This is a genomic window from Sulfitobacter sp. SK012 (genome assembly GCF_003352085.1).
Lineage (GTDB): Bacteria > Pseudomonadota > Alphaproteobacteria > Rhodobacterales > Rhodobacteraceae > Sulfitobacter.
The window spans coordinates 3850563-3872122 of sequence record NZ_CP025804.1; the positions used below are offsets into that span (position 1 = coordinate 3850563).

Annotated in this window: 22 protein-coding genes and 2 pseudogenes; 11 read left to right on the forward strand and 13 right to left on the reverse strand. The window is 53.2% G+C overall.

What is annotated here, in order from left to right:
* Window positions 1-340: 340 nt before the first annotated feature.
* On the forward strand, window positions 341-976 hold the full coding sequence (locus C1J03_RS18770; RefSeq protein ID WP_162798596.1) for a VPLPA-CTERM sorting domain-containing protein: 636 nt from the start codon (window positions 341-343) through the stop codon (window positions 974-976).
* Between the two features lie 70 nt (window positions 977-1046).
* On the opposite strand, the gene C1J03_RS25425 is transcribed toward C1J03_RS18770, so the two are convergent.
* Entirely contained in the window at window positions 1047-1196 is a 150-nt protein-coding gene (locus C1J03_RS25425; protein WP_162798597.1) for a hypothetical protein, read from the reverse strand.
* Between the two features lie 1015 nt (window positions 1197-2211).
* Here C1J03_RS25425 and C1J03_RS18775 point away from each other — a divergent pair.
* The 4 genes from C1J03_RS18775 to C1J03_RS18790 all read left to right on the forward strand — a co-directional run bounded on the left by C1J03_RS18775 (window position 2212) and on the right by C1J03_RS18790 (window position 4856).
* Complete coding sequence (locus tag C1J03_RS18775; RefSeq protein ID WP_162798598.1) at window positions 2212-2625, forward strand: VanZ family protein; 414 nt, start codon at window positions 2212-2214, stop codon at window positions 2623-2625.
* A 212-nt stretch (window positions 2626-2837) separates the two neighbouring features.
* Window positions 2838-3260: a hypothetical protein gene (locus C1J03_RS18780; RefSeq protein ID WP_114887983.1), complete on the forward strand. Its 423-nt coding sequence runs from the start codon at window positions 2838-2840 to the stop codon at window positions 3258-3260.
* Between the two features lie 129 nt (window positions 3261-3389).
* The gene (locus tag C1J03_RS18785; protein ID WP_162798599.1) at window positions 3390-4106 is read left to right on the forward strand and encodes a hypothetical protein; all 717 of its coding nucleotides are present in this window, start codon (window positions 3390-3392) and stop codon (window positions 4104-4106) included.
* A gap of 237 nt (window positions 4107-4343) precedes the next feature.
* Window positions 4344-4856, forward strand: coding sequence for a helix-hairpin-helix domain-containing protein (locus C1J03_RS18790; RefSeq protein WP_254694094.1), 513 nt, complete (start codon window positions 4344-4346; stop codon window positions 4854-4856).
* Between the two features lie 100 nt (window positions 4857-4956).
* Here the strand turns inward: C1J03_RS18790 and C1J03_RS18795 are convergent, their stop codons facing one another.
* The 3 genes and pseudogenes from C1J03_RS18795 to C1J03_RS18810 form a co-directional block, all read right to left on the reverse strand.
* Entirely contained in the window at window positions 4957-5244 is a 288-nt protein-coding gene (locus tag C1J03_RS18795; protein WP_114887985.1) for a hypothetical protein, read from the reverse strand.
* A gap of 1386 nt (window positions 5245-6630) precedes the next feature.
* Window positions 6631-6798: pseudogene (locus C1J03_RS25795) on the reverse strand (IS66 family transposase); the annotation flags it as partial.
* Window positions 6799-7546: 748 nt separating this feature from the next.
* Complete coding sequence (locus tag C1J03_RS18810) at window positions 7547-7858, reverse strand: thermonuclease family protein (RefSeq protein ID WP_114887987.1); 312 nt, start codon at window positions 7856-7858, stop codon at window positions 7547-7549.
* Between the two features lie 574 nt (window positions 7859-8432).
* Here C1J03_RS18810 and C1J03_RS18820 point away from each other — a divergent pair.
* Window positions 8433-9593: an IS30 family transposase gene (locus C1J03_RS18820; RefSeq protein WP_114883801.1), complete on the forward strand. Its 1161-nt coding sequence runs from the start codon at window positions 8433-8435 to the stop codon at window positions 9591-9593.
* 301 nt (window positions 9594-9894) lie between these two features.
* On the opposite strand, the gene C1J03_RS18825 is transcribed toward C1J03_RS18820, so the two are convergent.
* The 7 genes from C1J03_RS18825 to C1J03_RS18855 all read right to left on the reverse strand — a co-directional run bounded on the left by C1J03_RS18825 (window position 9895) and on the right by C1J03_RS18855 (window position 15336).
* Entirely contained in the window at window positions 9895-10122 is a 228-nt protein-coding gene (locus tag C1J03_RS18825; RefSeq protein ID WP_114883182.1) for a thioredoxin family protein, read from the reverse strand.
* A gap of 12 nt (window positions 10123-10134) precedes the next feature.
* Window positions 10135-11133: a permease gene (locus C1J03_RS18830; RefSeq protein ID WP_114887989.1), complete on the reverse strand. Its 999-nt coding sequence runs from the start codon at window positions 11131-11133 to the stop codon at window positions 10135-10137.
* A gap of 232 nt (window positions 11134-11365) precedes the next feature.
* Window positions 11366-13093, reverse strand: a complete 1728-nt coding sequence (locus C1J03_RS18835) for a SulP family inorganic anion transporter (protein WP_114887990.1) — start codon at window positions 13091-13093, stop codon at window positions 11366-11368.
* A gap of 26 nt (window positions 13094-13119) precedes the next feature.
* Window positions 13120-13545 (reverse strand): TIGR01244 family sulfur transferase, encoded by a 426-nt coding sequence (locus C1J03_RS18840; protein WP_114887991.1) that lies wholly within the window; start codon window positions 13543-13545, stop codon window positions 13120-13122.
* Window positions 13546-13569: 24 nt separating this feature from the next.
* Window positions 13570-14454 carry an MBL fold metallo-hydrolase gene (locus tag C1J03_RS18845; RefSeq protein WP_114887992.1) on the reverse strand — a complete coding sequence of 295 codons (885 nt, stop codon included), beginning with the start codon at window positions 14452-14454 and terminating at the stop codon, window positions 13570-13572.
* 11 nt (window positions 14455-14465) lie between these two features.
* Window positions 14466-14897 carry a YeeE/YedE family protein gene (locus C1J03_RS18850; protein ID WP_114889083.1) on the reverse strand — a complete coding sequence of 144 codons (432 nt, stop codon included), beginning with the start codon at window positions 14895-14897 and terminating at the stop codon, window positions 14466-14468.
* A 4-nt stretch (window positions 14898-14901) separates the two neighbouring features.
* Window positions 14902-15336: a YeeE/YedE family protein gene (locus C1J03_RS18855; protein WP_114887993.1), complete on the reverse strand. Its 435-nt coding sequence runs from the start codon at window positions 15334-15336 to the stop codon at window positions 14902-14904.
* A gap of 118 nt (window positions 15337-15454) precedes the next feature.
* Between C1J03_RS18855 and C1J03_RS18860 the strand changes: the two genes are divergently transcribed.
* From C1J03_RS18860 to C1J03_RS25430, 3 genes and pseudogenes are all read left to right on the forward strand, one after another.
* Entirely contained in the window at window positions 15455-15757 is a 303-nt protein-coding gene (locus C1J03_RS18860) for an ArsR/SmtB family transcription factor (RefSeq protein WP_114887994.1), read from the forward strand.
* A 45-nt stretch (window positions 15758-15802) separates the two neighbouring features.
* Window positions 15803-16390 carry a hypothetical protein gene (locus C1J03_RS18865; RefSeq protein ID WP_254694095.1) on the forward strand — a complete coding sequence of 196 codons (588 nt, stop codon included), beginning with the start codon at window positions 15803-15805 and terminating at the stop codon, window positions 16388-16390.
* 222 nt (window positions 16391-16612) lie between these two features.
* Window positions 16613-16798 (forward strand): annotated as a pseudogene (locus C1J03_RS25430) (IS30 family transposase); the annotation flags it as partial.
* A 63-nt stretch (window positions 16799-16861) separates the two neighbouring features.
* On the opposite strand, the gene C1J03_RS18870 reads toward C1J03_RS25430, so the two are convergent.
* Both C1J03_RS18870 and C1J03_RS18875 read right to left on the reverse strand, forming a co-directional pair.
* The gene (locus tag C1J03_RS18870) at window positions 16862-17476 is read right to left on the reverse strand and encodes a DUF6854 domain-containing protein (RefSeq protein WP_114887995.1); all 615 of its coding nucleotides are present in this window, start codon (window positions 17474-17476) and stop codon (window positions 16862-16864) included.
* A gap of 283 nt (window positions 17477-17759) precedes the next feature.
* Window positions 17760-18950, reverse strand: a complete 1191-nt coding sequence (locus C1J03_RS18875) for a hypothetical protein (RefSeq protein WP_114887996.1) — start codon at window positions 18948-18950, stop codon at window positions 17760-17762.
* A gap of 353 nt (window positions 18951-19303) precedes the next feature.
* On the opposite strand from C1J03_RS18875, the gene C1J03_RS18880 reads away from it, so the two are divergent.
* Complete coding sequence (locus C1J03_RS18880; protein WP_114887997.1) at window positions 19304-20191, forward strand: tyrosine-type recombinase/integrase; 888 nt, start codon at window positions 19304-19306, stop codon at window positions 20189-20191.
* A 12-nt stretch (window positions 20192-20203) separates the two neighbouring features.
* Entirely contained in the window at window positions 20204-21397 is a 1194-nt protein-coding gene (locus C1J03_RS18885) for an IS91 family transposase (protein WP_114886494.1), read from the forward strand.
* Window positions 21398-21560 lie beyond the last annotated feature (163 nt).

Here is a 21560-nt window from a genome sequence, read left to right on the forward strand (position 1 = left end):
CGCCTCTCGGAAAGAATGTAGGATCGGTATGATATTCTCGGTTCGCCTTGGGAAAATTTACGTAACTCCGTCCAATGATCGAATTAACCGATCGATTCTGCCCAAAGCGTTTAAGGGTGGGGAAATTTGCTTGTTTCCAAACTCACCACATTCAAGCTGTCTGCTTCGAACTGTATAGAACTAGTGGACAACACATTGAAAATAAGGCGGAATAACGGCAAATTTTAGAATTAGTAGTGTTCCCCTATGCACGACAAGGCGTTAATTTAAAGCTCGGGTAATTAGTCTGAATCCTTAATTGGTCGTCTGGTTATAAATGGTAAAAATTCTGGAGATTAAAATGCGTATTAAACTTTTAGTGGCCGCTGGCCTTTTGGCTATTTCTGCTGTGGCATCCACTTCTGCCATGGCGGCAACCGTTGGGACTGCTGCAACTGGCTCTGGCAGTGTCGGTGGTTTTGTCATGAACGGCGGTCAGGCAATGGTCGACGTGAGCAACGGGGCTTACACAAGCGTTCCGGGCGACACTAGTCCTGAATCAACATGGGTTTGGGATACCGCCGCCAATCAAATCGAGCAGACAAATACCTTTGTTTGGACTTTTGACTTGAGCGGGTATGACAGTTCTACCGCTGTACTGTCAGGGCTCTGGGGCGTAGACAACTACGGCACGGCATCGTTGAACGGTTCTCTCATCAGCCAGATCGATTTCGGTTTCGCTGCATTTGAATTTCCGTTAGCCGCAGTCGTTGGTGCTACATCAACGCCAGTCTTTTTGGCTGGGATGAATGAACTATCCTTTTCGGTGACAAATGGCTTCCAAGTTCAAACAACTGCTAACGCTGGTCCTGGTGCTTTCAGAGCCGGTGTTGAGGTAACTGCTGAATTGACGCCAGTTCCACTTCCAGCTGCCTTGCCATTGTTGCTGGCAGGTCTTGGTGGCTTGGGCATGATGCGCCGCAAGAAAACCAGCTGATCTAATTGATCAACTAACTAATTGAGGGGGGGGCGGCCAAAGGGTCGGCCCCTTTTTCCTTTGGAACGGGTTAGTCAGGGATGCCAAACTTTGAGTTTGTGAAGGCTCGAACCTCGGCCCATCGGTCGGCCATTTCATTGGTGTTGAATCCACCACGGGTAAGATAGACTAGGATGCCCCAGAACGCCCAACGGATCAGAGATCGAATAAACAGTTTCATTATGTGTTCCTAGCGGTTTCACGTCGCAGCGCTTGGGTGGGTGAAGAACAAAGCGACCAACTATCACCCCCACCATATCCCGCTAGGAACATATCTGAGATATTGCTGTGCCTGGGCGCTTTCAAGCCAATTGGCGACTTAAGAAGCGTCGCTTTCAAGCCGCGCGGTATTTGCGGCTCTCCTTAGGGCGGTAAGAAATAAGATTGGTGCTCTCTCCTACCTGCCTAACGATATGGTAAAAGGACCGGGGCCAAAGCCTAAGATGGCGCTCAGAAAGCGCGCTCCATTCGTAAAAAACCATACGAAAGGTAAGGAAACCCATACTTTTAGGGTGTCATGTAAGCTCGTACGTTAACCGGATACCTCTATCCATCCCCCGTCTGGGCATCCTGTGTGGGTGTCTGGGCGGGGGCTTCCAACCCATAATTTTTTTTTGCCATCACCAACCACCACCATCACCATCACCACCGACAACAATAACCACACACCACCCTCGGCTCTTCCCCAGACCCTCTCCAGATCTTACCCCAGAGCCCCCACCCAAGGGTAACCAAACCCCAAATTGCCCCCAAGAATGCCCCACTTTGGGTCTCTGGCCCCGTAAGCCTATGAAAGGGATCATCTGGCTGGGGTTCCTACCATCCCAGCCATAATACTTAGCCAAGCAATTGATTTAAGATAACTTACCCCCCTTTAAACTCAAAGCTTCCCACTAAAATTCCCACAGGTGGATTTTTTCTTACTTAGGACTTGGCCTTGCTAGGTTTGCCTAAGTCCCATCCTGCTGACTCGGCCCTCGGCTGCACTTTTCCATGGCTCGTGGCCGCATGCGTAGTCGGGGCGAGCCCGTGACGAACCTGTCCCATAATGCTCCCTTCCATTCCAAAGAACAGATCACACCATCAACCGTGGGATCAAACACCCAAGTACCCCTTTGAGGTACTCGAAATGACCTGTTAGGAAACTGGCTCAAGTTTATATGTCACATCTGGCCTTTAGCAAAGGGAAGCAAATTTTGACAGCAGACACCTACAACGCTCCGTTTCCCTACGCTCGGCTACGCAGAACGATTTCAATCAGTGTCACACTCACCGTGGCGGCCATAATTGCGGCCCTTACGCTTTTGCCCATTAACCTGCCCACAAGTAGTGCCCCTGGCCCTGACAAAGTTCATCATCTTATTGCCTTTGCAGCGCTGACCTTTCCATGTGCAGTGATTTACCGCCGAGCGGTCAGATGGATTGCGCCCTCAGCACTTCTCTACGGAATCTTGATCGAACTGATCCAGCCGCACGTTGGCAGACAAGGAGAGCTGGCCGATTTTTATGCAGATGCCTTGGGTGCAATGCTGGGGCTTGGACTGGGATTGGCAGCCAACAGCCTTCTGGTGCGTCCATTGGCGAGACGGTATCTCAACCAATACGCATAAATAACCACTGCGATCTGAACGCCAGACCTTAAGGTGCGCGGGTCGAGGTCATCCAGCCTGTTTTGGGTGGATATTGGCGGTAGCTTGAAAACGTGCTGGCAATCCATATCTCAGATATGTTCCTAGCGGAACACGGGTGGGGTGATGCGTAGTCCCTAAATTGCTCTCCCCCCACCCAACCGCTGCGACTTGAAGCTGCTAGGAGCAGCTAAATGTTTTGGACCATCTTTCTCGCTGTTCTCGCAGCCCTCATTGCGTTCACCGTTATCTATAGCCTTCGCTGGCAGATTGTGACGCTCGTGGCCTTCATCATCAATGTGACCGTCGTACTTGTTCGCATACTGCTGTTGCCCGCCATAGCTTTCACAGCCGCTACCCTCTTCATCATTATCAGTGGGTTTGATCTCACCTCCGCATCAGCACTGCACCCAGAAATTGCTACTTTAGTGAACTTGGCTATCGTCACTAGCGCTGTCTATGCGCTGTTGCTGGGCCTGCGTTTCTTGGTAGTTCGACGCGTCGACAAGGTATTGATGGATGTATGGGTGATGAGACCGCGTTGGGAGATCAGCAAGCGCCATGGCCAACCGAGGTCTTCGACGCGCGGGAGGGCGTATTCCGCCAGTCCGCTCTAGCAGCGGATAAATCGACGATGACCCGCGCTCAAACGTCAGTGTACGAAGCTGGAGGCGAACCTCGTTCTGCGCCATTCCTTTGCAAGATATCTGTGGTAACATTAATGAAGAGAACCGAGGAGCTGACAGGTGTTGATGCTGATTTGGGCAGTTGTAAAAAGCATCGGTCGAGCTCCAACGGAGCTATGTTTTGCTTTGATCACGTGCATAATTCCTGCGTTTTCTGCTGCAGACACCCAGACCGATCCAACTGTTCCTACAACCTCTGGCCTGCTTTGGAATCGCAGCGGTCTGCCTGCCGTTTTTCCGCTTCAGGTCAAAACATCACCAGGCCGCGACTATATTCTAACGTTGATTGATGAAGAAACGAAACACCAAGCGCTAGCGGCTTACATCGTCGGCGGTGCATTCTTCAAAGTCCTTGTTCCACCCGGAGCGTACACACTGCGGTTTTCGTTTGGCGACGTTTGGCAAAGCAAAGAGCAGAATTTTAGCTCGGGGTTGAATTCAGGCCAATTTGACCTGGAGGAGCCTCAGACGTTTAAAATCCACGGAGCAGGAACCAAGGCAGGTCATTTAGTAGATCTCACCGAAATTCAAAGCGGTGAGCTTGTGAAGGCCAAAGTGAAGCCACAGTTCATCTGCCAAGGCTTCAGGACCGTATTCTTCCCAGCGTTGGAATTAGGACACGCAAATAAACTACGCATCCAGAATGGTTCTGGAAGTCACAACGGTCGACGGTTTTCGGAGGAGATCCGAATGTTGGGTGTGGGTCCGTATCCACGGCGAGAATACCGCGGCTTTTTCTATTTAAGATATGAGGTCAGGGCTAGATACTGCGAATGACAAGTTCCCCAAGCCAAGGAGCACATCACCTACGCTACTATTAGGACGAATGGCGCTGTCAGACCAATGCGAACCAGTCTCTGCAAGGACAGTCCGGCTATCCCTTATGCCGCGTCAAACAGGCATAATGATAAACGGACGTGATGGAGCCGCATTTGGTACATGCAGTGTCCGATCAGAGATTTGTCTGTCGACCGCCGCGACCTCAGTCAGACATCCCGACCAAAATGGAATTGAATGAAACGCCCGGTAGAAAATTCAGAGCAGGAAGTTATCGCCGGTCTGGTTGAACGCGCAACCTTCCACAGCCTTGAAAGCGGATCTTGCGTCCTGTGCTTGAAGGCACGTGGCCACAGGGACTTTGTCACGACCATCGGACATGCGGCAATGATCTCGGCCGGGGAATGGGTCACCGCCTCTAGCGAATGGGTCAATGACAGTACGCACGGCCTGCAATTTCGCGCTCGGTTCTTGAAAACCTCCGCACCAACATCCCTCGATGGCATCGAAAAGTACCTTGGTTCAAGCATGATCCGTGGCATTGGACCTGTGTATGCCAAACGGATGGTCAAGATGTTTGGCAAGGATGTGTTCGACCTGATCGAGGCCGAACCCGCTCGATTGGAGTGGGGCTACGCTGATCCGCCAAAGGCATATTTTCCGCGCGCTTACCCCAGCAACCCAATTATTCATTATCGGAAATCGAAAAATTGTGGCGCGGGTAGGCCCCGGCTCCACCAGCCCGCCTAATCCTTCGAGGGGGGGGGCTAAGTGTCCACTATCGATGGTGGACACTTAGATCAGCAAAAACCAAACCGTCAGTGCAGGTTCACCAAACGCTTACTACAATTTAGCCCTTCATTTTCTTCATGATGATGCCGACAACTTGCTGGACAATCATACCAGCAACGCCCCCGCCGACCAGATTTCCAGCCATTGCGCCGATGTCGATGCCACTAGCTGCGTCACCGCCAGCAGCCCCCAACAGACCGCCCAATAACTGACCCCCGCCAACGCCACCAACAGCACCAGCGATCAAGTTGCCGATACTTCCCATGCCCCCGCTGCCCGGTCCAACTTTACCGCCTGCTGTGCCGCCAAGTGCACCACCGATAATTTGTGCAATAAGTGTTTCCATCTGTCCCTCACCTAATTTCCTATGTCACTCTCTGAAGAAAGTGACTTAAGATACTTAACCATTGTTAACACCTTGAGGTCAATTTTTTGAGCCCAAGCGCTGTTGGCCCATAGAGCTAACTCGTCGATGGCTATCACAGACCTTTGAGATGCGATCGGCTTCTTTCAGGAGTTCCAATTCAACTGAGCTGCCAAAAATCAGCTCATACACAATAAAAGAGGCCGCAATGAAGGGGCCTCTTCTACGAACTCCTAAGAATCTTTAACACTACTAACTATGCTACTAAGTAAGGCTTCTTACTGATTATGCGTCCCTTGATATTAGTGCCCTGCCACGCATCTGAGAACACTAGAATGTCAAAAATTTGCCGTTATTCCGCCTTATTTCGACCGCGTCATTCTTGATGTGAGTACAATTGGAGACGGGCAGCTTGAATGGATCAAATTTGGAAACAAACAAAAACCTGCCCCAAACGCATCGGATAAGATCGATCAGATGATTCGCCTGATTATCAGGACTGCGACGAGGTCCGTTTTAAGCGCGTAGGCGTTCGGCTAAGAAACTTGCAGTGGCCGTGGATAGCACAGCCACTACGCCGTTCTGAGGGAGGTCTTAATCCCCGACGATATCGGCGGCAGAAAGGTTGCTGTCGTCTGCGCCGCGCACGATAGGAATACAGACCGCGCAGTGACGGAGCGCTAACGAGACTGCCCGTTCCTACCAAGTTGTTTTTGACAGTGTGCAATGCGCTACCCGGCCTGCGTACCCGGTTTGACACCAGGTAAATTCTCAATACGTTATTTTACGACATCTCACTCTATCGCCAAACGGCGCATATTCCGCAGATAGATACCCATTAAATCAATAGTTTAGGGCTTTGATGCCATTATCGACCATCACTTCCCATCTTTCCGCCACAACTGCGCCAGATCTGGGTGTTTATTGGCGGTAACTTGAAAGCGCACTGGCCAGCAATATCTCTGTTATGTTCCTAGCGGGACACGGGTGGGGTGAGGTGCGGTCCCTTCGATCTCCCCCACCCAAATCGCTGCGATGTGACGGGGTGCTTGAGAGGCCAGGAGGTCTCTATGGCCCTCCCTGCGCCCTTCCCCGCAGCTGTGGCTGCTGTGGCTGCAAGTGTGAGTAATCTGGGGAACGCTCAAGCCATTAGTCAGTTGCCAGAAAAACTGACCAGCTTGACTAAGATATCTGTTTTGACCCTTATTAATAGTACTCTGTGGGGGAAAAATTCTGCAGGTGTAATATAAGCTAATATACTTTGAATGCATTTTGGAAATAAGTGAGCTAAATTCTTTGCCCAAGCTTGGGTCTAAGACATGCTTGCGGATCAACGCTGTTCAGCTTGGCGGTCTCAATCAAGGTTTAGACGATGGCTGCGGATTTGCCTCCACGTTCGGTTCCGATGAACATGTAGTTTTTGCAACCAATAGCGATGCCGCGCATGGACCGGTCGGCTGTGTTGTTGTCCAGTTCCAGAAAGCCGTGATCCAAATAGGCACGTAGCCGCTTCATGCGGGTGAGTGCATATCCTACGTTCAGCGACGCGGAATAACCTTCGTCAAAAAGACACTAATGCAACCAAGTCGCGCCGAATTTGCTGCATATGGTGTCATGAGTCGTAGTTTTTCTTTGGAGGGTCATAGGCAGAATGTGGAAACATGCTTCTCAAGACGGTGTGAAGTCGGTGAAGCAACGTTGCAGTCGTTGCCATGCTTCTGGCCGGATCCCGTGTGAGTTTTGCGGCGGCAAAGGAGATATCGTAGGGGGACGCGACACTAACGGCTACCCGAAATACGCTCGGTGTAGCTCGTGCTTTGGTCTAAAGATGATGCGATGCAGAAACTGCGGCGGCGAAGGTTTCGTTTAATTCCTCGCAAACATAGCAGAGCTGCCTACAAGGGTGCAGCACCCGCAGGTAGACTGAGCCTCCGCCAATTCTTCATATATAAATAAATAAAATCAGCTACTTGCGTCAATCTAAACTGTTCTCACCCCCCATTTCGCCCACCAAACAGCTTCCTTATGACAGTGCTATTTGGCTTTCATGGGCAAAGGCGAAGCTGTCGGTCTTAGGGTGTCGGCCTTCAGAGTTTACCCCCCTAAAAAAACCGGAGGCATCGGCACCCACACCTAAGCCCCCCTGCGTGCGCACAATATCTCCCTGCCTCAAAGGGGTGTGGGGGGTCGGATACGTTACCAGAACCGCTTGCAGTATCCCTCTTTGATCATAATTGACCCAAGGTCCCGCCCGTCCAGTAAAACACAGCTTCCTATCTTCCGGTCATAGGATTGCCTGCCGTTCAGATAGCGTGAGCGTTTGGCCAGAGATAAGCCGCTTCATGCGGTCTGTGGCCTTGTCACCTCTGGCCGTGCCACGCTCGTCACAGTCCAGCGATTCAAACCGAATTGGCGTCTTAGCCACCTCTATGGTGTCACCGTCGCGGACCCACGTGACGGCCCCTGTTATGGTCTCTAGGCTAGTAGCTTCACTAGGTGAGCCACTAAGCTCTGGAATCCGCTCAACAGCCTGCAAGCCTAGAAAGCCTATCAGGGTGATAAGGCCAAGAACATTGAAGGGGGTCAGGCGCGGCATGGTGTGTTCATATCGTCGCGCCAGTGAAGGAACAGTGAAAGCATCTATCCGAATCCTGCCTGCTCAACGCCGTCCGCAAGCTCAAGCTTTGGAAAAGCTGCTAAGAATGCGCTGGCGTCTGTAATGTCCCGAAAATAATACGCCGTCGCGTCGCAATAAAGCCCTCGTGTGGATTGGTTCGCAGCGCGACATTGGCCTAAGTTTTCCCTGAGCCAAACGTGAATTTCTCCAATGAGGTTTCCAAGCCCTCCCTGCGGTATCTTGACCTTGATCCGCACGGGGAAGGCATCATCAATGCGCTTTTTATTGGGTGAGGTATGACGAGACATAACGTGAACATGTCATGGGCGGGGGCGTTTGTCTCGGCTAAAACGGAACGCTGTGAGATTGCCCCGGCTGTGAGGCGACACATAGTTCTGCCTTTCGCGACAGACCTTTGACCTTCAAGTCACAAGCTGACCCAAAACGGAAAAACCGGCCGTTCGAGCTTTGGACGGCGAATGTCTCAAAGGAGCGGTGGCCTCAACTGGTCGACGCAACACTTTAATCTTTAGAAAGAGATGGAGTGTTTTGAATGAAGTATCGTCGCAGGATTTACTATTCAGCTGAGCAGCGTGCCGAGATCTGGGATCGATGGCAACGTGGGGAGTCGATGAGTTCGATTGGGCGGGTCTTTGATCGCCAATCGTCGTCGGTATTTTCGGTCATCTCACCTACGGGCGGGATACGGCCGCCGGATCGCAGGCGTGGCAGTTCTGCATTGAGCCTCTCTGAGCGCGAAGAGATATCCCGCGGGCTGAGTACCAAGCAATCCTTGCGTGCGATTGCACGCCAGTTGCGACGTGCGCCCTCAACGATCAGCCGGGAGGTGCGGCGCAATGGCGGATCAGTCGGCTATCGTGCGTCTAGTTCAGATCAGGCTGCTTGGAACCGGGCTCTGCGTCCAAAGATATGCAAGCTGGCTTGTCACCCGACATTGGCCCGCGCAGTATCAGCAAAGCTACGGCGCAAGTGGTCTCCCGAGCAGGTTGCGGGTTGGCTCAAACGGGCGTTCCCGGAGGAGGCGCACAAACAGGTGTCACACGAGACTATCTATCGAAGCCTTTATATACAGGCACGTGGCGTTCTCAAAAAGGAGCTGCTGGCGCACTTGCGCGCAAAACGCACAGTCAGGCGTTCCCAGCATGCCAGCCTAAAGCGCAACGGTAATGGCCAGATTAAAGATGCTGTGTCCATCAGCGAAAGGCCTGCATCCGTCGAGGATCGCGCTGTTCCGGGTCACTGGGAAGGCGACCTGATTGGCGGATCGAAGAACAGCTATATCGCGACCCTGGTCGAGCGGCATTCACGATACGTGATGTTGGTGAAAGTCGCGAACAAGGACACTGAAAGCGTCGTCACTGCGCTGATCAAGTCGGCTCAGAAGCTGCCGCGAGAACTTTACAAATCCTTGACGTGGGATCGTGGCAAAGAGCTAGCAGATCATCCGCGCTTCACACTGGCCACGGATGTCGATGTCTACTTCTGCGACCCGCAGTCACCTTGGCAACGTGGATCAAACGAGAACACCAACCGGCTTTTGAGGCAGTATTTGCCAAGAGGAACCGACTTATCCGTTCATTCTCAGGCAAAGCTCAGCGCAATTGCAAGGCAACTTAACGAACGTCCTCGCAAGACCTTGCAATATCAAACCCCAGCAGAGAAGTTCGCTGAGTGTGTTGCATCGACCGGTTGAGGTCGCCGCCCAAAGCCGACCTTCGACCAAAGCGCAGCGAACGGCAGTTCGGAGCCCATTGTGGCCAATGCTGCACCATGCACATGTTGGCAACAAGGGCGGAGAGCCGCCATTCGCTGCGCCCGCAAACTAAATTGGGCGACTTGGAGAAAGCGGACGCTCGGGGCTGCAACCCGGTTTTTTCGATGTGCAAACGCAGCTAACGGCGGCAGTTAGCCCATTTCACCAAATCTCTGCACTACAGCGAATGACCGCAACCACAGAAGATCAGTATTCCGCACAACCAGTGAATGGACCAAGATCAAAACAATGCACCGATTTCTTCGACAGTTAACACCTTGCCTGCCGAGACAAGCTTTTCGTCGATGATTAGACCCGGTGTGGACATCACACCATAGCCCGCTATCTCAGCGAAATCCGTAACTTTGACGATTTCGAATTCATTTCCCACCGCCTCAGCCGCAGCTTTTGCATTGTTGCCAAGTGCCACGCATTTCTTGCAGCCCGAACCAAGAATTTTGATAATCATTTCGTTTCCCTTTCAGATGAACCAATCTGTAATTGCGTTGAAGAGAAAGCCGATCCCGAGAATTCCACCGGTTACGACTGTCAGGAAAAGTAACAAAAGTGGCAGTTTCACCACGCGTTTGAGCATGATGATTGACGGCAGTGACAGTGCGGTCACGGCCATCATGAATGCCAATACAGTGCCCAATCCGACGCCCTTGCCGATCAAAGCTTCGGCAATTGGCAGCGTTCCAAAGATGTCCGCATACATGGGCACACCAATCAGTGTTGCGACGGGTACGGACCACCACTTATCTTGCCCCAATAGCGTACTAATGATGGCCTCTGGAACCCAGTTGTGGATCGCCGCGCCAATTCCCACACCAATCAAAACATAGAGCCAAACGCGGTGCATTATCTCGGATACCTGATCGCGGGCATAGCGCAGGCGCTCGGCCCAACTCATGGTGTCGTCCGTGTCGTGCACAGGAGCATTGCGGACGAAGTCGGCCACCTGATCCTCCATTCCTGCATGCCCAATCAGCGTGCCGCCGACGACCGCGACCACAAGGCCTACAAACACATAGGCCAGTGCAATGGACCAGTTGAAGATCGAGGCGAGCAAAATAACGGAGGCCAAGTCCACCAGTGGTGAAGAGATCAGGAACGAAAACGTAATCGCCAGTGGTAACCGTGCAGCCGTAAATCCGATAAAAAGCGGTATTGATGAACATGAACAAAAGGGTGTGATCGTGCCCAGAAGTGCGGCAAGCGTATTGGCCCAAACTCCAGAACGCCCACCAAGTATACGGCGTGTTCGCTCAGGCGGGAAATAGCTTTGCACCACCGAAATTAGGAAGATCAAAACCGAGAGCAGGATAAAGATTTTGATGACGTCATAGACAAAGAAGTGGATTGATCCGCCGACACGAGAAGTTGGATCAAGACCAGCGGCTGAAATACCCGCTGACACCAGCTCTGCAAGCCATTGCATCCGAAGAAGCTGATCGTTGATCCAACCAAAGATGTTCATATTTTCTTACTCCATTAACATCTGGGCACATAAGGGAGTTGTGATCTTTGATTTGCATCAAGAACCTTGGTCAAACCTCGGTTCATCGGGCTCGAAATAGCAGGCCTTGAAGACACAAAATGAATGCACACTTTGTCCCGCTTACAGGGTTTATGCCTACGAAATGCTGCACGTCGCACGAATGGAAGCTTCTGTTGATTGCTTCCCATCATTGTATTTGAATACGGGGTGATCACAGGTCTGATCTAACACGTAAAGCGGATTGAGCCCCGTGTTGGCTTAGGAACACTTCGCCGCTCAATATCTCCAGAAATCCGGTCGCGCTTAGCTGATCCATAACTGGCCCCTTCACTTCGGAAAAGTGGAACGTGACACCGCCAACCCTGAGCCGTGCGTTAATCGCCTCAAGCGATTCCAGTGCGGACATGTCGATCGTATTTACCGCCGAGCACATCAGCACGACATGTTGGAGCGCGGGCTGTTTGGCAACTTCGTCATAGATGCGATCTTCCAAGAAACGCGTGTTCGCAAAATATAGGCTTTCATCGACGCGTATCGTCAGGATCGTTGGATCGGTCAGAACATCATGGCGCAAGACGTTGCGATAATGTTCGGTCTCGGGCACTTGACCGACAATTGCCATGTGGGGGCGTGATGTTTTGTAGAGGTGAATTAGGACCGAAATCGAAACGCCAGCCGTGATGCCCAATTCAACACCCATTAAAAGTGTGATGCTCATCGTCGCCGCGACGGCCGCGAAATCCGCTTTTGAATGGTGCCATGTCTTTTTCAGGATCGAGAAATCAACCAGCGAGAGGACGGCAACAATGATCGTTGCTGCAAGCGTCGCTTTGGGTAGATGGAATATGAGGGGGGTCAGGAACATTGAGGCTCCTGCAAGACCAATCGCAGTATAAGCCCCCGCGGCGGGTGTGTCCGCGCCCGCATCATAGTTCACGACAGACCGTGAGAACCCGCCCGTCACAGGGAAACCGCCTGTGAATGACGCACCTAGATTGGCGGCACCTAATCCAATCAGCTCTTGATCTGGGTCGATCCGCTGGCGCTTCTTCGCGGCCAATGTTTGCGCGACTGAAACGGATTCAACAAACCCGATGACCGAGATCAACACAGCAGCGCCAATCAGGCTGGACCACATATCCATCGAGAAGGATGGTAAGGTGAGCGGTGGCAAGCCCTTAGGCACATCCCCAACGACCTGCACCCCATTTGCGGCAAGATCAAAAAACCAAACAACCAAAGTTGTGGCCACAATCGCGGCGACAGGTCCGGCTTTTGCAACGACCCCAGCCTTGCGCGGGGCAACTCCCAGGCCGACAAGTAATGGCAATAGCCCTTTGCGCACCCAAAACAGGAAACCTGTCGCCACCACGCCAATGACTGCGGTGATCCAATTCACTTGCGATACATTGTGCGCAAGCGATCCGATAAGCTCGGGTAGCGTGTGCCCATGTGCGTCGACCCCAAGGATATTCTTGAGCTGACTCGCCGCGATAATGATGCCTGTCGCCGTGATAAACCCGGCGATCACGGGGTGGGACAGAAAGTTCGCCAAGAACCCCAGCCGAAACAAGCCAAGGGCGAGTAATATCAGGCCAGACAGAAACGCCAGCGTGATCGCAGCCGCAATATACTCAGCCGTTCCGGGCAGAGCGATTTTGCTGACGGCGGCCACTGTCAGAAGCGACACAACCGCAACGGGCCCCACAGCCAACGCGCGGCTTGTTCCAAAGATTGCATATAGGACAATCGGGACCATCGACGCATAGAGCCCCATTGCCGGCGGTAGACCCGCAAGCAAAGCATATGCTAGCGATTGGGGGATCAGCATGATCGTCACGATCACTGCGGCCACCAGATCATTGGTCAGCGTGCCACGGTCATATGTGCGGCCCCAGTCGAGGATGGGCAGATATTTCGCTAGTTGCGTCGTATTCATGACCCGTGACCCTTTTACGTTTTCAGTTATGCAGCCTGTGCAGCAAGCCGACCCGCCAAAGCGGAAAGGTCAAAACCTGCGGCTTTTGCCATGCGCAGGATCTCGTCAGGTGTGTGTCCTTGCTCTGCCGCGCTGAGCGCCCAGAGCGTTGTAGCGCGCAACCCGCTACGGCAGTAGGCAAAAACCGGATGATCTGCTGCTGATGTGATCGCACCGTATGCGCGCACGTCGTCATCGGAAATATTGCCGAAAACAACAGGTATCTGGTGAACGGTAATACCCAATGCGCCCGCAGCGTCACGCAGGGCGGATATCGTGGGCTGATCGGCTGTCTCGCCTTCGGGGCGCGCGACGATGACCGTCCTGATGTTCAACCGTTTCAGTTCGTCCAGATTGGCAACCGAGATTTGTGGTCCGACATATGTCAGGGCGTCGAGTTGTGTGATTTGCATCGTGGTTTTCCTAAAGAAGCGGTTTTAGAGTTGGTTAACAGGCACCTTCAACACAGGTCTGCCATCTGCATCTTCGGGCACTTCACCAGCACGCATATTGACCTGCAAGGACGGGATGATCAGCTTGGGCATGGCCAGCGTTGCATCACGTTCAGAGCGCAGTTTGACAAAGGCCGCGCGGGTCACGCCCCCACCGACATGGATGTTATCGGCCTTCTCGTCGGCGACGGTCGTTTCCCACGCAATGTCGCGCCCGTTTGGTGCGTAGTCATGGCACATGAACAGCCGCATTTCGTCTGGCAGGGTGAGGACTTTCTGGATCGAGTCGTAAAGTTCATCGGCGTTCCCACCCGGGAAATCGGCGCGTGCTGACCCACCGTCAGGCATGAACATCGTGTCACCCACAAAGGCCGCGTTCCCCATGACATGCACCATGCAAGCTGGCGTATGTCCTGGTGTGGCTATGACAAAGGCGTCAACCTCGCCGACCTTGTAGCGATCGCCGTCTTGGAAAAGCGCATCAAATTGCGACCCGTCCCGTTGGAAATCAGTGCCTTCGTTGAAGATTTTCCCGAACGTCTCTTGGACCTCCATGATCCGCGCACTGATGCCGATTTTGCCGCCGAGCTTTTCCTGCAAATAGGGCGCGCCAGACAGATGGTCCGCATGGACATGGGTTTCGATGATCCATTCCAATGTCAGCCCATTTGAGGTAATATGATCTACAATGCGGTCGGCATGATCATGGGTAATGCGACCGGATGCGTAATCAATGTCCATCACGGAATCCACGACCGCACAGGCCTTGGTTTTCGGATCAGAAATCACATAGCTGATCGTGTTAGTGGCTGCGTCAAAGAAGGCTTTGACGTCTGGTTTCATTGACATATCAACGGGATAAGTTTGCATTGTCTTTCCTTTCAAACGGCACGGGTTTTGGGCTGTAATGTTGTCGAATACTTCGCGACGACCATGCCAACCAGCATCGCTGGAACAAACCAAAGCGTGCCAGAGGCGGCCAATGGCAATGCCGTCAATGCCGGGCCGGGGCAGAAACCGCCCAAGCCCCAACCCACGCCAAACGTGGCGGCCCCAACGACGAGCCTTGCATCAAAATCAGTGCGTGTCGGCAGATGAAATACGTCATGAAACAGCGGCTTTGCGCGCTTCTGAACAAGCCAGAACCCCGGCATCGTCACCATGATCGCGCCGCCCATAACGAATGCAAGACTGGGGTCCCAAGTGCCGAATAGATCAAGGAAGTTCTGGACTTTCGCGGGGTTTGCCATGCCAGACAGGATCAACCCGGTCCCAAACAAAAGCCCTGCGAAGAGTGTGCTGAAAATATGCATGATCTTAGCCCCCCACGACATGGCGCAGGACAAAGACGGTCACAAAGGCCGTGGCCATGAACGTCATCGTCGCAGCAATTGAACGCGCTGATCCGCGCGAGATGCCACATACGCCGTGACCACTTGTGCAGCCATTCCCCATGACCGAACCGAAGCCGACCAACAGACCAGCGATCACAAGCAGTGGTCCGTTGTTTGACACCACTTGCATAGGCGCGGCTCCCGTCGCGAGGGACCAAAGCGGTGCCGCAAGCACAAGGCCGACCAAAAATATGATGCCTTGTGGCAATCCGGCCTTATCAACCGAAGGGGGCAATATGCGTGACACGATGCCACTGATGCCTGCAATCCGTCCGTGGGCGGCCAATAGCACAATGGCTGACAAGCCAATGAGCGCGCCACCAAGCAATGATGCAAAGGGGGTAAAATCAGTTTCCACCTAGTAACTCCTTATTGTGTTGCATAGTTTTTGGCGCACGTTCATATCGACACGCTTGCCATTACATGTGCGATTGTTTATATAAGCGATCATAAATACACAAGAGGTAATTTGCCCAATGCTGGACATCACCGCACTCGAGCCCAAAATTGCAGAAGCAGCCAAGCTTATGGAAATGCTGTCACAGCCGGTGCGCCTGCGCCTGATGTGTATTTTGCTGGACGGCGAGCAAAGCGTTCTTAGTCTCGCCAACAGCGCAGGTCTTTCCCAGCCCGCAATGTCGCATCACCTTAAAAAACTTCGAGACGCTGAATTGGTTGAAACCAGACGGGATGGTCAAACCATCTATTATTCGGTGAGGGGTGTTGAGGCTGCGGAAGTCATCACGGTTTTGCACCGCCTCTACTGCCCGCAAAAGTAATTCTGAAATCGCCCTGCGCCGCTGGGATACAAAATGGAGTTTGCGATGAGAAAATCAAAGATCGTCATCGGCGTTGCTCTCGTAGCAATTGGTCTTGGGGTCGCGTTCAAAGACACGATCCAGATGCGCATGTACGCTGTCATGCACAGCAGCATGCATGACAGGCACAGCGCGAATGGCATGGGGCATGACATGCAAAATATGCCCGGCCTTCGCGGTGGGAATGCATCGCAAGCTGAGTCCGACGAGCTTGCGGTCATGTTCGAAAACTTCGACACGATTACCCGCGAAGTCACAAATTTGCCGAACGGAATACGCACGGTCACGCGTTCGTCCGATGAAGATGTTATGGCAGTGCTTGTCAGCCACGTTGTCGGAATGGTCGACCGCGTCGGGCGCGGCGATGACCCCCAGATTTTCATCCAAAGTCCAACACTGGATATTCTGTTTGCAAACGGTGCCGAGATGCAATCGCAAATAGAAGTGACTGAAGAGGGCATTGTCGTCGTCCGGACTTCGGCTGATCCTGACGTCGTCGCAGGACTGCATACCCACGCCGCAGAGGTCACGGACATGGCCGAACGCGGCATGCAAGCTGTCCATGACGCGATGACGCAACGCGTTGGCAACTGATGCCGCGAAATGAATTTTGAAGCATTCAAGACTTTGGACCGGCGCTATTTGGACAATTCTGACCGCATCCCAAAAGCGGACTTTAGCTGCGGTACAGCAGATCGGTAAATTGGGCGGTGGCCTCAACTGGTGGACGCAACACTTTAATCTTTTTGGAAAGATTGAGTGAGCCCTATGAAGTATCGTCGCCGAGTATTTTTCACAGACTGACAGAAGTCAGAGATATGGGATAGATGGCAACGCGGGGAGTCGATGAGTTTGATTGGACGTGGGTTTGATGGCGCGTGGTCGTCGATTTATCTGCTTCTCGTTCGCACTGGCGGCATTCGCCCGCCAGAGCAGCGGGTCAGATCCCGTCTTGCTCTGACACTTGCTGAGCGAGAGGAGATATCGAGGGGCCTGATTGCCGTCACATAGCGATTTACCAAAATCAGTCACGGGCTGCACCCAATGCAGCCCGTTCTAGCAAGTTTAGGCGGTAATTCGGATGATATTGCGGAAATCGATTTCTGCTTTTGCGATGAAGGCGGCGTACTTAGGATCGGCCCGCAGAGCGTCATAGCTTTTTTCGATTGCATCCATCGACGGATAGGCCACTAACAGCAACCGCCGCCCCGCCGCACTACCGGTTACCAGCGTACCATAACGTAAGAACATTGCGCCGTTGTTTTCAAAGTTTGGTACGAGCGCACGGGCCTCTTCAACCATTGGCCCCTGAGTGCCCATTCGTGTTACAACTCCGTAGGCAGGTACGTCGGCACTATTTTGCGTCAGCCCTACATCTTCCAGTTTCATGATATTGCGCAAGTTAATGCTGACTTTTCCACTTCCAATCAAAGCCTTATAGTCGGTTGATCTTTCATAAACGGAAAAGGCTGCATCAATCCCCCCTAGATCATTATAGGTTTGTAGAAGGAAAAGTGAGCCCGCATCAGAACCCGTTGCCGTGACGCCAACTCGTGTTCCAACAGCACCGGCATCAGCGCGCAATTCTTCAGCAACTTTAGCGGTATGAACAAGCGCATCCTTCAAAAATTCAGGTGCACAAGAAGCAACGGTAAGCATCGTGTATTTAGCATTTGGCATTAAATTGTCTCCTAGAAATAGTGCCCAGCCCGGGCCAAGGTGGACGCCACAGGATGGGTCCGATCCCCCCAAAAAAGGGAAAACTGTTACGCGGCATTCCTAAGTTGGATCGCCGCTGGAGATTATACGTGCGCCAAGAACGGTTCTCCAAGCCCTTTCTGGGTCTTGGGTCGTTCCAATACTCTTAGGTTAATTGCATTGCGGCCGTTCGCAGCCGGAAAGGCCAGGGACCGTAGCGCGGCCTTTGGCACTGCTATATCTTATATCCCAATGTCTGCTTGATTCATTCTACGGGAGTGCCAAACACTGCGATACTGGTGCCGATCATTGCCATCATTGTAAATAATATTGCCTTCCAAGTATCGCCGCACCTGCCGGCTGAGATTGCAGCTATGCAAGATTGGATTGCGTAATAAGCTGCAAATCCCCGCGATGCGTAACTGATGATTTCAAAGATATTGGCTGTCCAAGTGAGCAAGATCCCTGTTCCCACAAGTAGTGCATAGGCGAGTTTTTCGGATATTCTGCCCTTAGAAACTTCTGCAATGAGCCCCCCTGAGCCACCCGTATCAGCAACAGCTGCGCTGAATTGAGCGCTAAGCGCTGCCACAACAAGTAGTAAAGGCAGAATGGGCGCAACAATCTGCATGAGATCAATGATAGCAGTTTCATCAAGAGAGAGAGGATCGGAATCGAAAGCGTAGGTTAAAAGGATAATGTAAACAAAATAGATGACCGTTGAGATCCACTGCGCAAGTTTCATCGAACGAATGCGCAATGCAGCGTCATAGGTCGCGCCAAGGTATCTGGATGTCTCGAAACCTTGCACAGTCACAATCAATCCAGCCATGAGCGTGAAGGAGGTCCAGCCTGTTATTTTGGGTTGATCGAAATGGAGAGCATCAGACTGCGCCACTTTGCCAAAGTACACTGCAAGGCCGAATACCAGACCTGCAATTATCGCCAATTTCAAGCCGACTGAAACTTGCTCCATCCGCTCAAGCGCTGAAAAGCCGCGTGTCCAGCCGACAACAAGTATCAACACAAAAACTGCCGTTGTGAGCAAGTTTGCGTGAAAACTGTCGTTAAGATCCGTCAGGCTCACTCCGAATGAACCAAACAAGTTCAAATAATACGCAACTGATACAAAAAACGCAAAAGCCAGCACAACAGACGAGATCATCTCCAGCCGTTCCAACAAAGGCGAAACCTTTGGGCGATCTGCAATCTGCGCGATATTGAAGCGGATGGCACTTCCAAAAAGATAGGCAACTGCGCACAAACCCAACATGACCAATGGGGCGTAGCCGCCGTAGCTGATGTCAAGTATCGGCCCCAAAACGAGGAACCCGCTTCCAATTATGGAGGCCAAAGGGGTGACCGTTGCACGCCACAGCTCCGCATTGGCCAATTTTGGCCAGATCAAGACTGAGCCGACGAGCACGACAACCGTTAGAATAGAAGCGCTTAGCATAGTGCTCCTTTGAACAGACCGCTGGGTAATGAGCAACGCAGCAAAGTCTTATCCGTTCCAAATAGCAGACCTTGGAGCAACGCGTAACATCCGTCACTAAGGACTCAGACCTGCCGTTCGCTGCAAAGGCCATCAAGGTCCGCTATGGGCCGTTCGCGACGTTGGTGGGCGAGTGATTTGGCCCAAATTTCTGCACCATGCTCATTTCGACGTTAAGGGCGGATGGACTAAGCCGCTCGCGCGGCAATGGCGTTTGTGGCTGGTGGTGCGCGCTGACCTCCACCGGGCTCATTTTGTGATCTGACGAACCTGTCCGACGATTGAGGCTCTCAATCCAAGGACAGGAGGCTTCCATGAGGGACGATAGAACGACGCCGCTGCGTGAGCGGATGATTGAAGATATGCGCATCCGTGGGCTAAAGGAGACGACGCAAAAAGGGCACATCCGCGCGGTTAAGAACTTCGCTGCGTTTCTGGGTCGACCACCGGACACAGCTACGCCAGATGAGTTGCGCGCCTATCAGCTACACATGACAGATACAGATGTATCGACAGCGAGTTTCAACACCCGGATCGTCTCTTTGCGGTTGTTCTTCGGCGTGACCTGCGGGCGCGAAGAGATGAAGCGGTACATGCAGTTCCGGCGCAAGCCGAGGAAGCTGCCGGTCGTGCTCAGCATCAAGGAGATCGGCGACTTGCTGGCAGCTGTTCCCGGACCCGGGCTGAAGTACCGGGCCGCGCTCGGGATTAGCTATGGTGCAGGGCTGCGGGCGTCCGAAGTTTGCCACCTCAAAGTGGCCGACATCGACAGCGACCGGATGTTGATCCATGTCGACGAGGGCAAGAATGGCAAAGACCGTAAGGCGATGCTGTCGCAGAAGCTTTTGGACCTGCTGCGAGACTATTGGCTCGAGGCACGACCCGAGGGCTGGCTATTTCCCGGAAAACCCAAGATCAATCCGTTGTCACCACGCCAGCTCAATCGCGCCTTCACCTCGGCAAAGCACATGGCTGGGATCAACAAACCGGCGACACTGCATACTCTGCGGCATAGTTTTGCGACCCATCTGCTGGAGGCCAATACCGATATGCGGGTGATCCAGGTCCTGTTGGGTCATTCCAAGCTGAGCACGACAGCGCGCTACACCCACGTCGCCACCAAGACGATCCGCAATACGGTCAGCCCGTTCGACAACCTCAAACAGTTGCAGGATCACACGCTCCGACGAGGGTTGGAGTGACGCTCGGGGCCGGTGTCTCGTCCGAAGCTAGAGATTGCTGACATTTTTCGAAAGTACGGTCCCGCATGGCGGCAGGCCAATGCTGGGCATATCAGCCTCAGCCAGCTCAAAGTGATGTCAGCCATTGGAGCCTGCCGAACTGAGGCGCTCGGCGGACATGTTGCCGCTTGCACCAAGTGCGATCACCAGCACATCGCCTATAATTCCTGCAAGAACCGGCATTGTCCAAAGTGTCAGGGACCAGCGGCAATCGACTGGATGGCTGCGCGGGCTGAAGACCTGCTGCCCGTGGAGTATTTCCATCTGGTCTTCACACTCCCCGCCGGGATCGCCCAGATTGCCTACTGGAACAAGAAAACGATCTACGGACTGCTGTTCCGCGCCTCAGCCGAGGCGGTGACCACCATCGGTGCCGACCCCAAGCGCCTCGGCGCACGGGTTGGCATGACCAGCGTTTTGCATACTTGGGGATCGGCGCTGACCCACCATCCCCATGTCCACATGATCGTGCCCGGCGGTGGGTTGTCGCCCGACGGCACCCGTTGGGTCGGCTGCAAGCCGGGGTTCTTTCTGCATGTACGGGTGCTGTCGCGTCTCTTTCGCCGCTTGTTTATCGAAGGTCTATTAGCACTACACCGGGCAGGAGAACTGACATTCTTCGGCGATCTTGCTGGGCTGTCAGGTACCGATGTCTTCACTGGGTGGCTCGCCCCGTTCTGCAAGTCCGAGTGGGTGGTCTATGCCAAACCTCCCTTCGGTGGTCCCGAAGCCGTGCTGGCCTATCTCAGTCGATACACCCACCGCGTCGCCATCTCGAACGCCCGATTGGTCTGCGCGGACGCCAAGACCGTGGCTTTCAGCTGGAAGGATTATCGGATCAAAACAGGCGACCGCCAAAAGGCCATGCGCCTGGCTACCAGCGAGTTTATTCGCCGATTCCTGATCCACGTCCTGCCCGACGGCTTCCACCGCATCAGGCACTATGGCCTGCTGGCCAACGCGACCCGAAAGACCAACATCGCCAAGATCCGAACCCTGCTTGAGGTGGAGCAACCCGATCAAGAGCCACAGCAAAGCGCTGAGGTGATCCCGCTTACACTGCGCGAGCCATGCCCATGCTGTGGTGGGCCGATGCGTATCGTGGAGATATTCCGTCGAGGACAACAGCCAAGATCAAGGGCACCACCAAGGGAGCAGGCCGCATGACAAACCGCCCGTCACTCTCGTCTACCATGCCCCGGTCCAACTACCTGTTCCGGCCCGATCTCTATATGCTTGGCGTTCAGATATGGACCAAAGTCAAAGCTGTGGAACCCAAATGGCCCTCAGATCGCTCAGCTGCGTGCCGGTCAGAGGATGCCAATAGCGC

Excerpts from the sequence above, each read along its gene's own strand:
- C1J03_RS18770 (WP_162798596.1), top strand. The coding sequence starts at position 341 with ATGCGTATTAAACTTTTAGTGGCCGCTGGCCTTTTGGCTATTTCTGCT.
- C1J03_RS25425 (WP_162798597.1), bottom strand. The coding sequence starts at position 1,196 with ATGAAACTGTTTATTCGATCTCTGATCCGTTGGGCGTTCTGGGGCATC.
- C1J03_RS18780 (WP_114887983.1), top strand. The coding sequence starts at position 2,838 with ATGTTTTGGACCATCTTTCTCGCTGTTCTCGCAGCCCTCATTGCGTTC.
- C1J03_RS18790 (WP_254694094.1), top strand. The coding sequence starts at position 4,344 with ATGAAACGCCCGGTAGAAAATTCAGAGCAGGAAGTTATCGCCGGTCTG.
- C1J03_RS18795 (WP_114887985.1), bottom strand. The coding sequence starts at position 5,244 with ATGGAAACACTTATTGCACAAATTATCGGTGGTGCACTTGGCGGCACA.
- C1J03_RS18810 (WP_114887987.1), bottom strand. The coding sequence starts at position 7,858 with ATGCCGCGCCTGACCCCCTTCAATGTTCTTGGCCTTATCACCCTGATA.
- C1J03_RS18820 (WP_114883801.1), top strand. The coding sequence starts at position 8,433 with ATGAAGTATCGTCGCAGGATTTACTATTCAGCTGAGCAGCGTGCCGAG.
- C1J03_RS18825 (WP_114883182.1), bottom strand. The coding sequence starts at position 10,122 with ATGATTATCAAAATTCTTGGTTCGGGCTGCAAGAAATGCGTGGCACTT.
- C1J03_RS18830 (WP_114887989.1), bottom strand. The coding sequence starts at position 11,133 with ATGAACATCTTTGGTTGGATCAACGATCAGCTTCTTCGGATGCAATGG.
- C1J03_RS18835 (WP_114887990.1), bottom strand. The coding sequence starts at position 13,093 with ATGAATACGACGCAACTAGCGAAATATCTGCCCATCCTCGACTGGGGC.
- C1J03_RS18840 (WP_114887991.1), bottom strand. The coding sequence starts at position 13,545 with ATGCAAATCACACAACTCGACGCCCTGACATATGTCGGACCACAAATC.
- C1J03_RS18845 (WP_114887992.1), bottom strand. The coding sequence starts at position 14,454 with ATGCAAACTTATCCCGTTGATATGTCAATGAAACCAGACGTCAAAGCC.
- C1J03_RS18850 (WP_114889083.1), bottom strand. The coding sequence starts at position 14,897 with ATGCATATTTTCAGCACACTCTTCGCAGGGCTTTTGTTTGGGACCGGG.
- C1J03_RS18860 (WP_114887994.1), top strand. The coding sequence starts at position 15,455 with ATGCTGGACATCACCGCACTCGAGCCCAAAATTGCAGAAGCAGCCAAG.
- C1J03_RS18865 (WP_254694095.1), top strand. The coding sequence starts at position 15,803 with ATGAGAAAATCAAAGATCGTCATCGGCGTTGCTCTCGTAGCAATTGGT.
- C1J03_RS18870 (WP_114887995.1), bottom strand. The coding sequence starts at position 17,476 with ATGCCAAATGCTAAATACACGATGCTTACCGTTGCTTCTTGTGCACCT.
- C1J03_RS18875 (WP_114887996.1), bottom strand. The coding sequence starts at position 18,950 with ATGCTAAGCGCTTCTATTCTAACGGTTGTCGTGCTCGTCGGCTCAGTC.
- C1J03_RS18880 (WP_114887997.1), top strand. The coding sequence starts at position 19,304 with ATGAGGGACGATAGAACGACGCCGCTGCGTGAGCGGATGATTGAAGAT.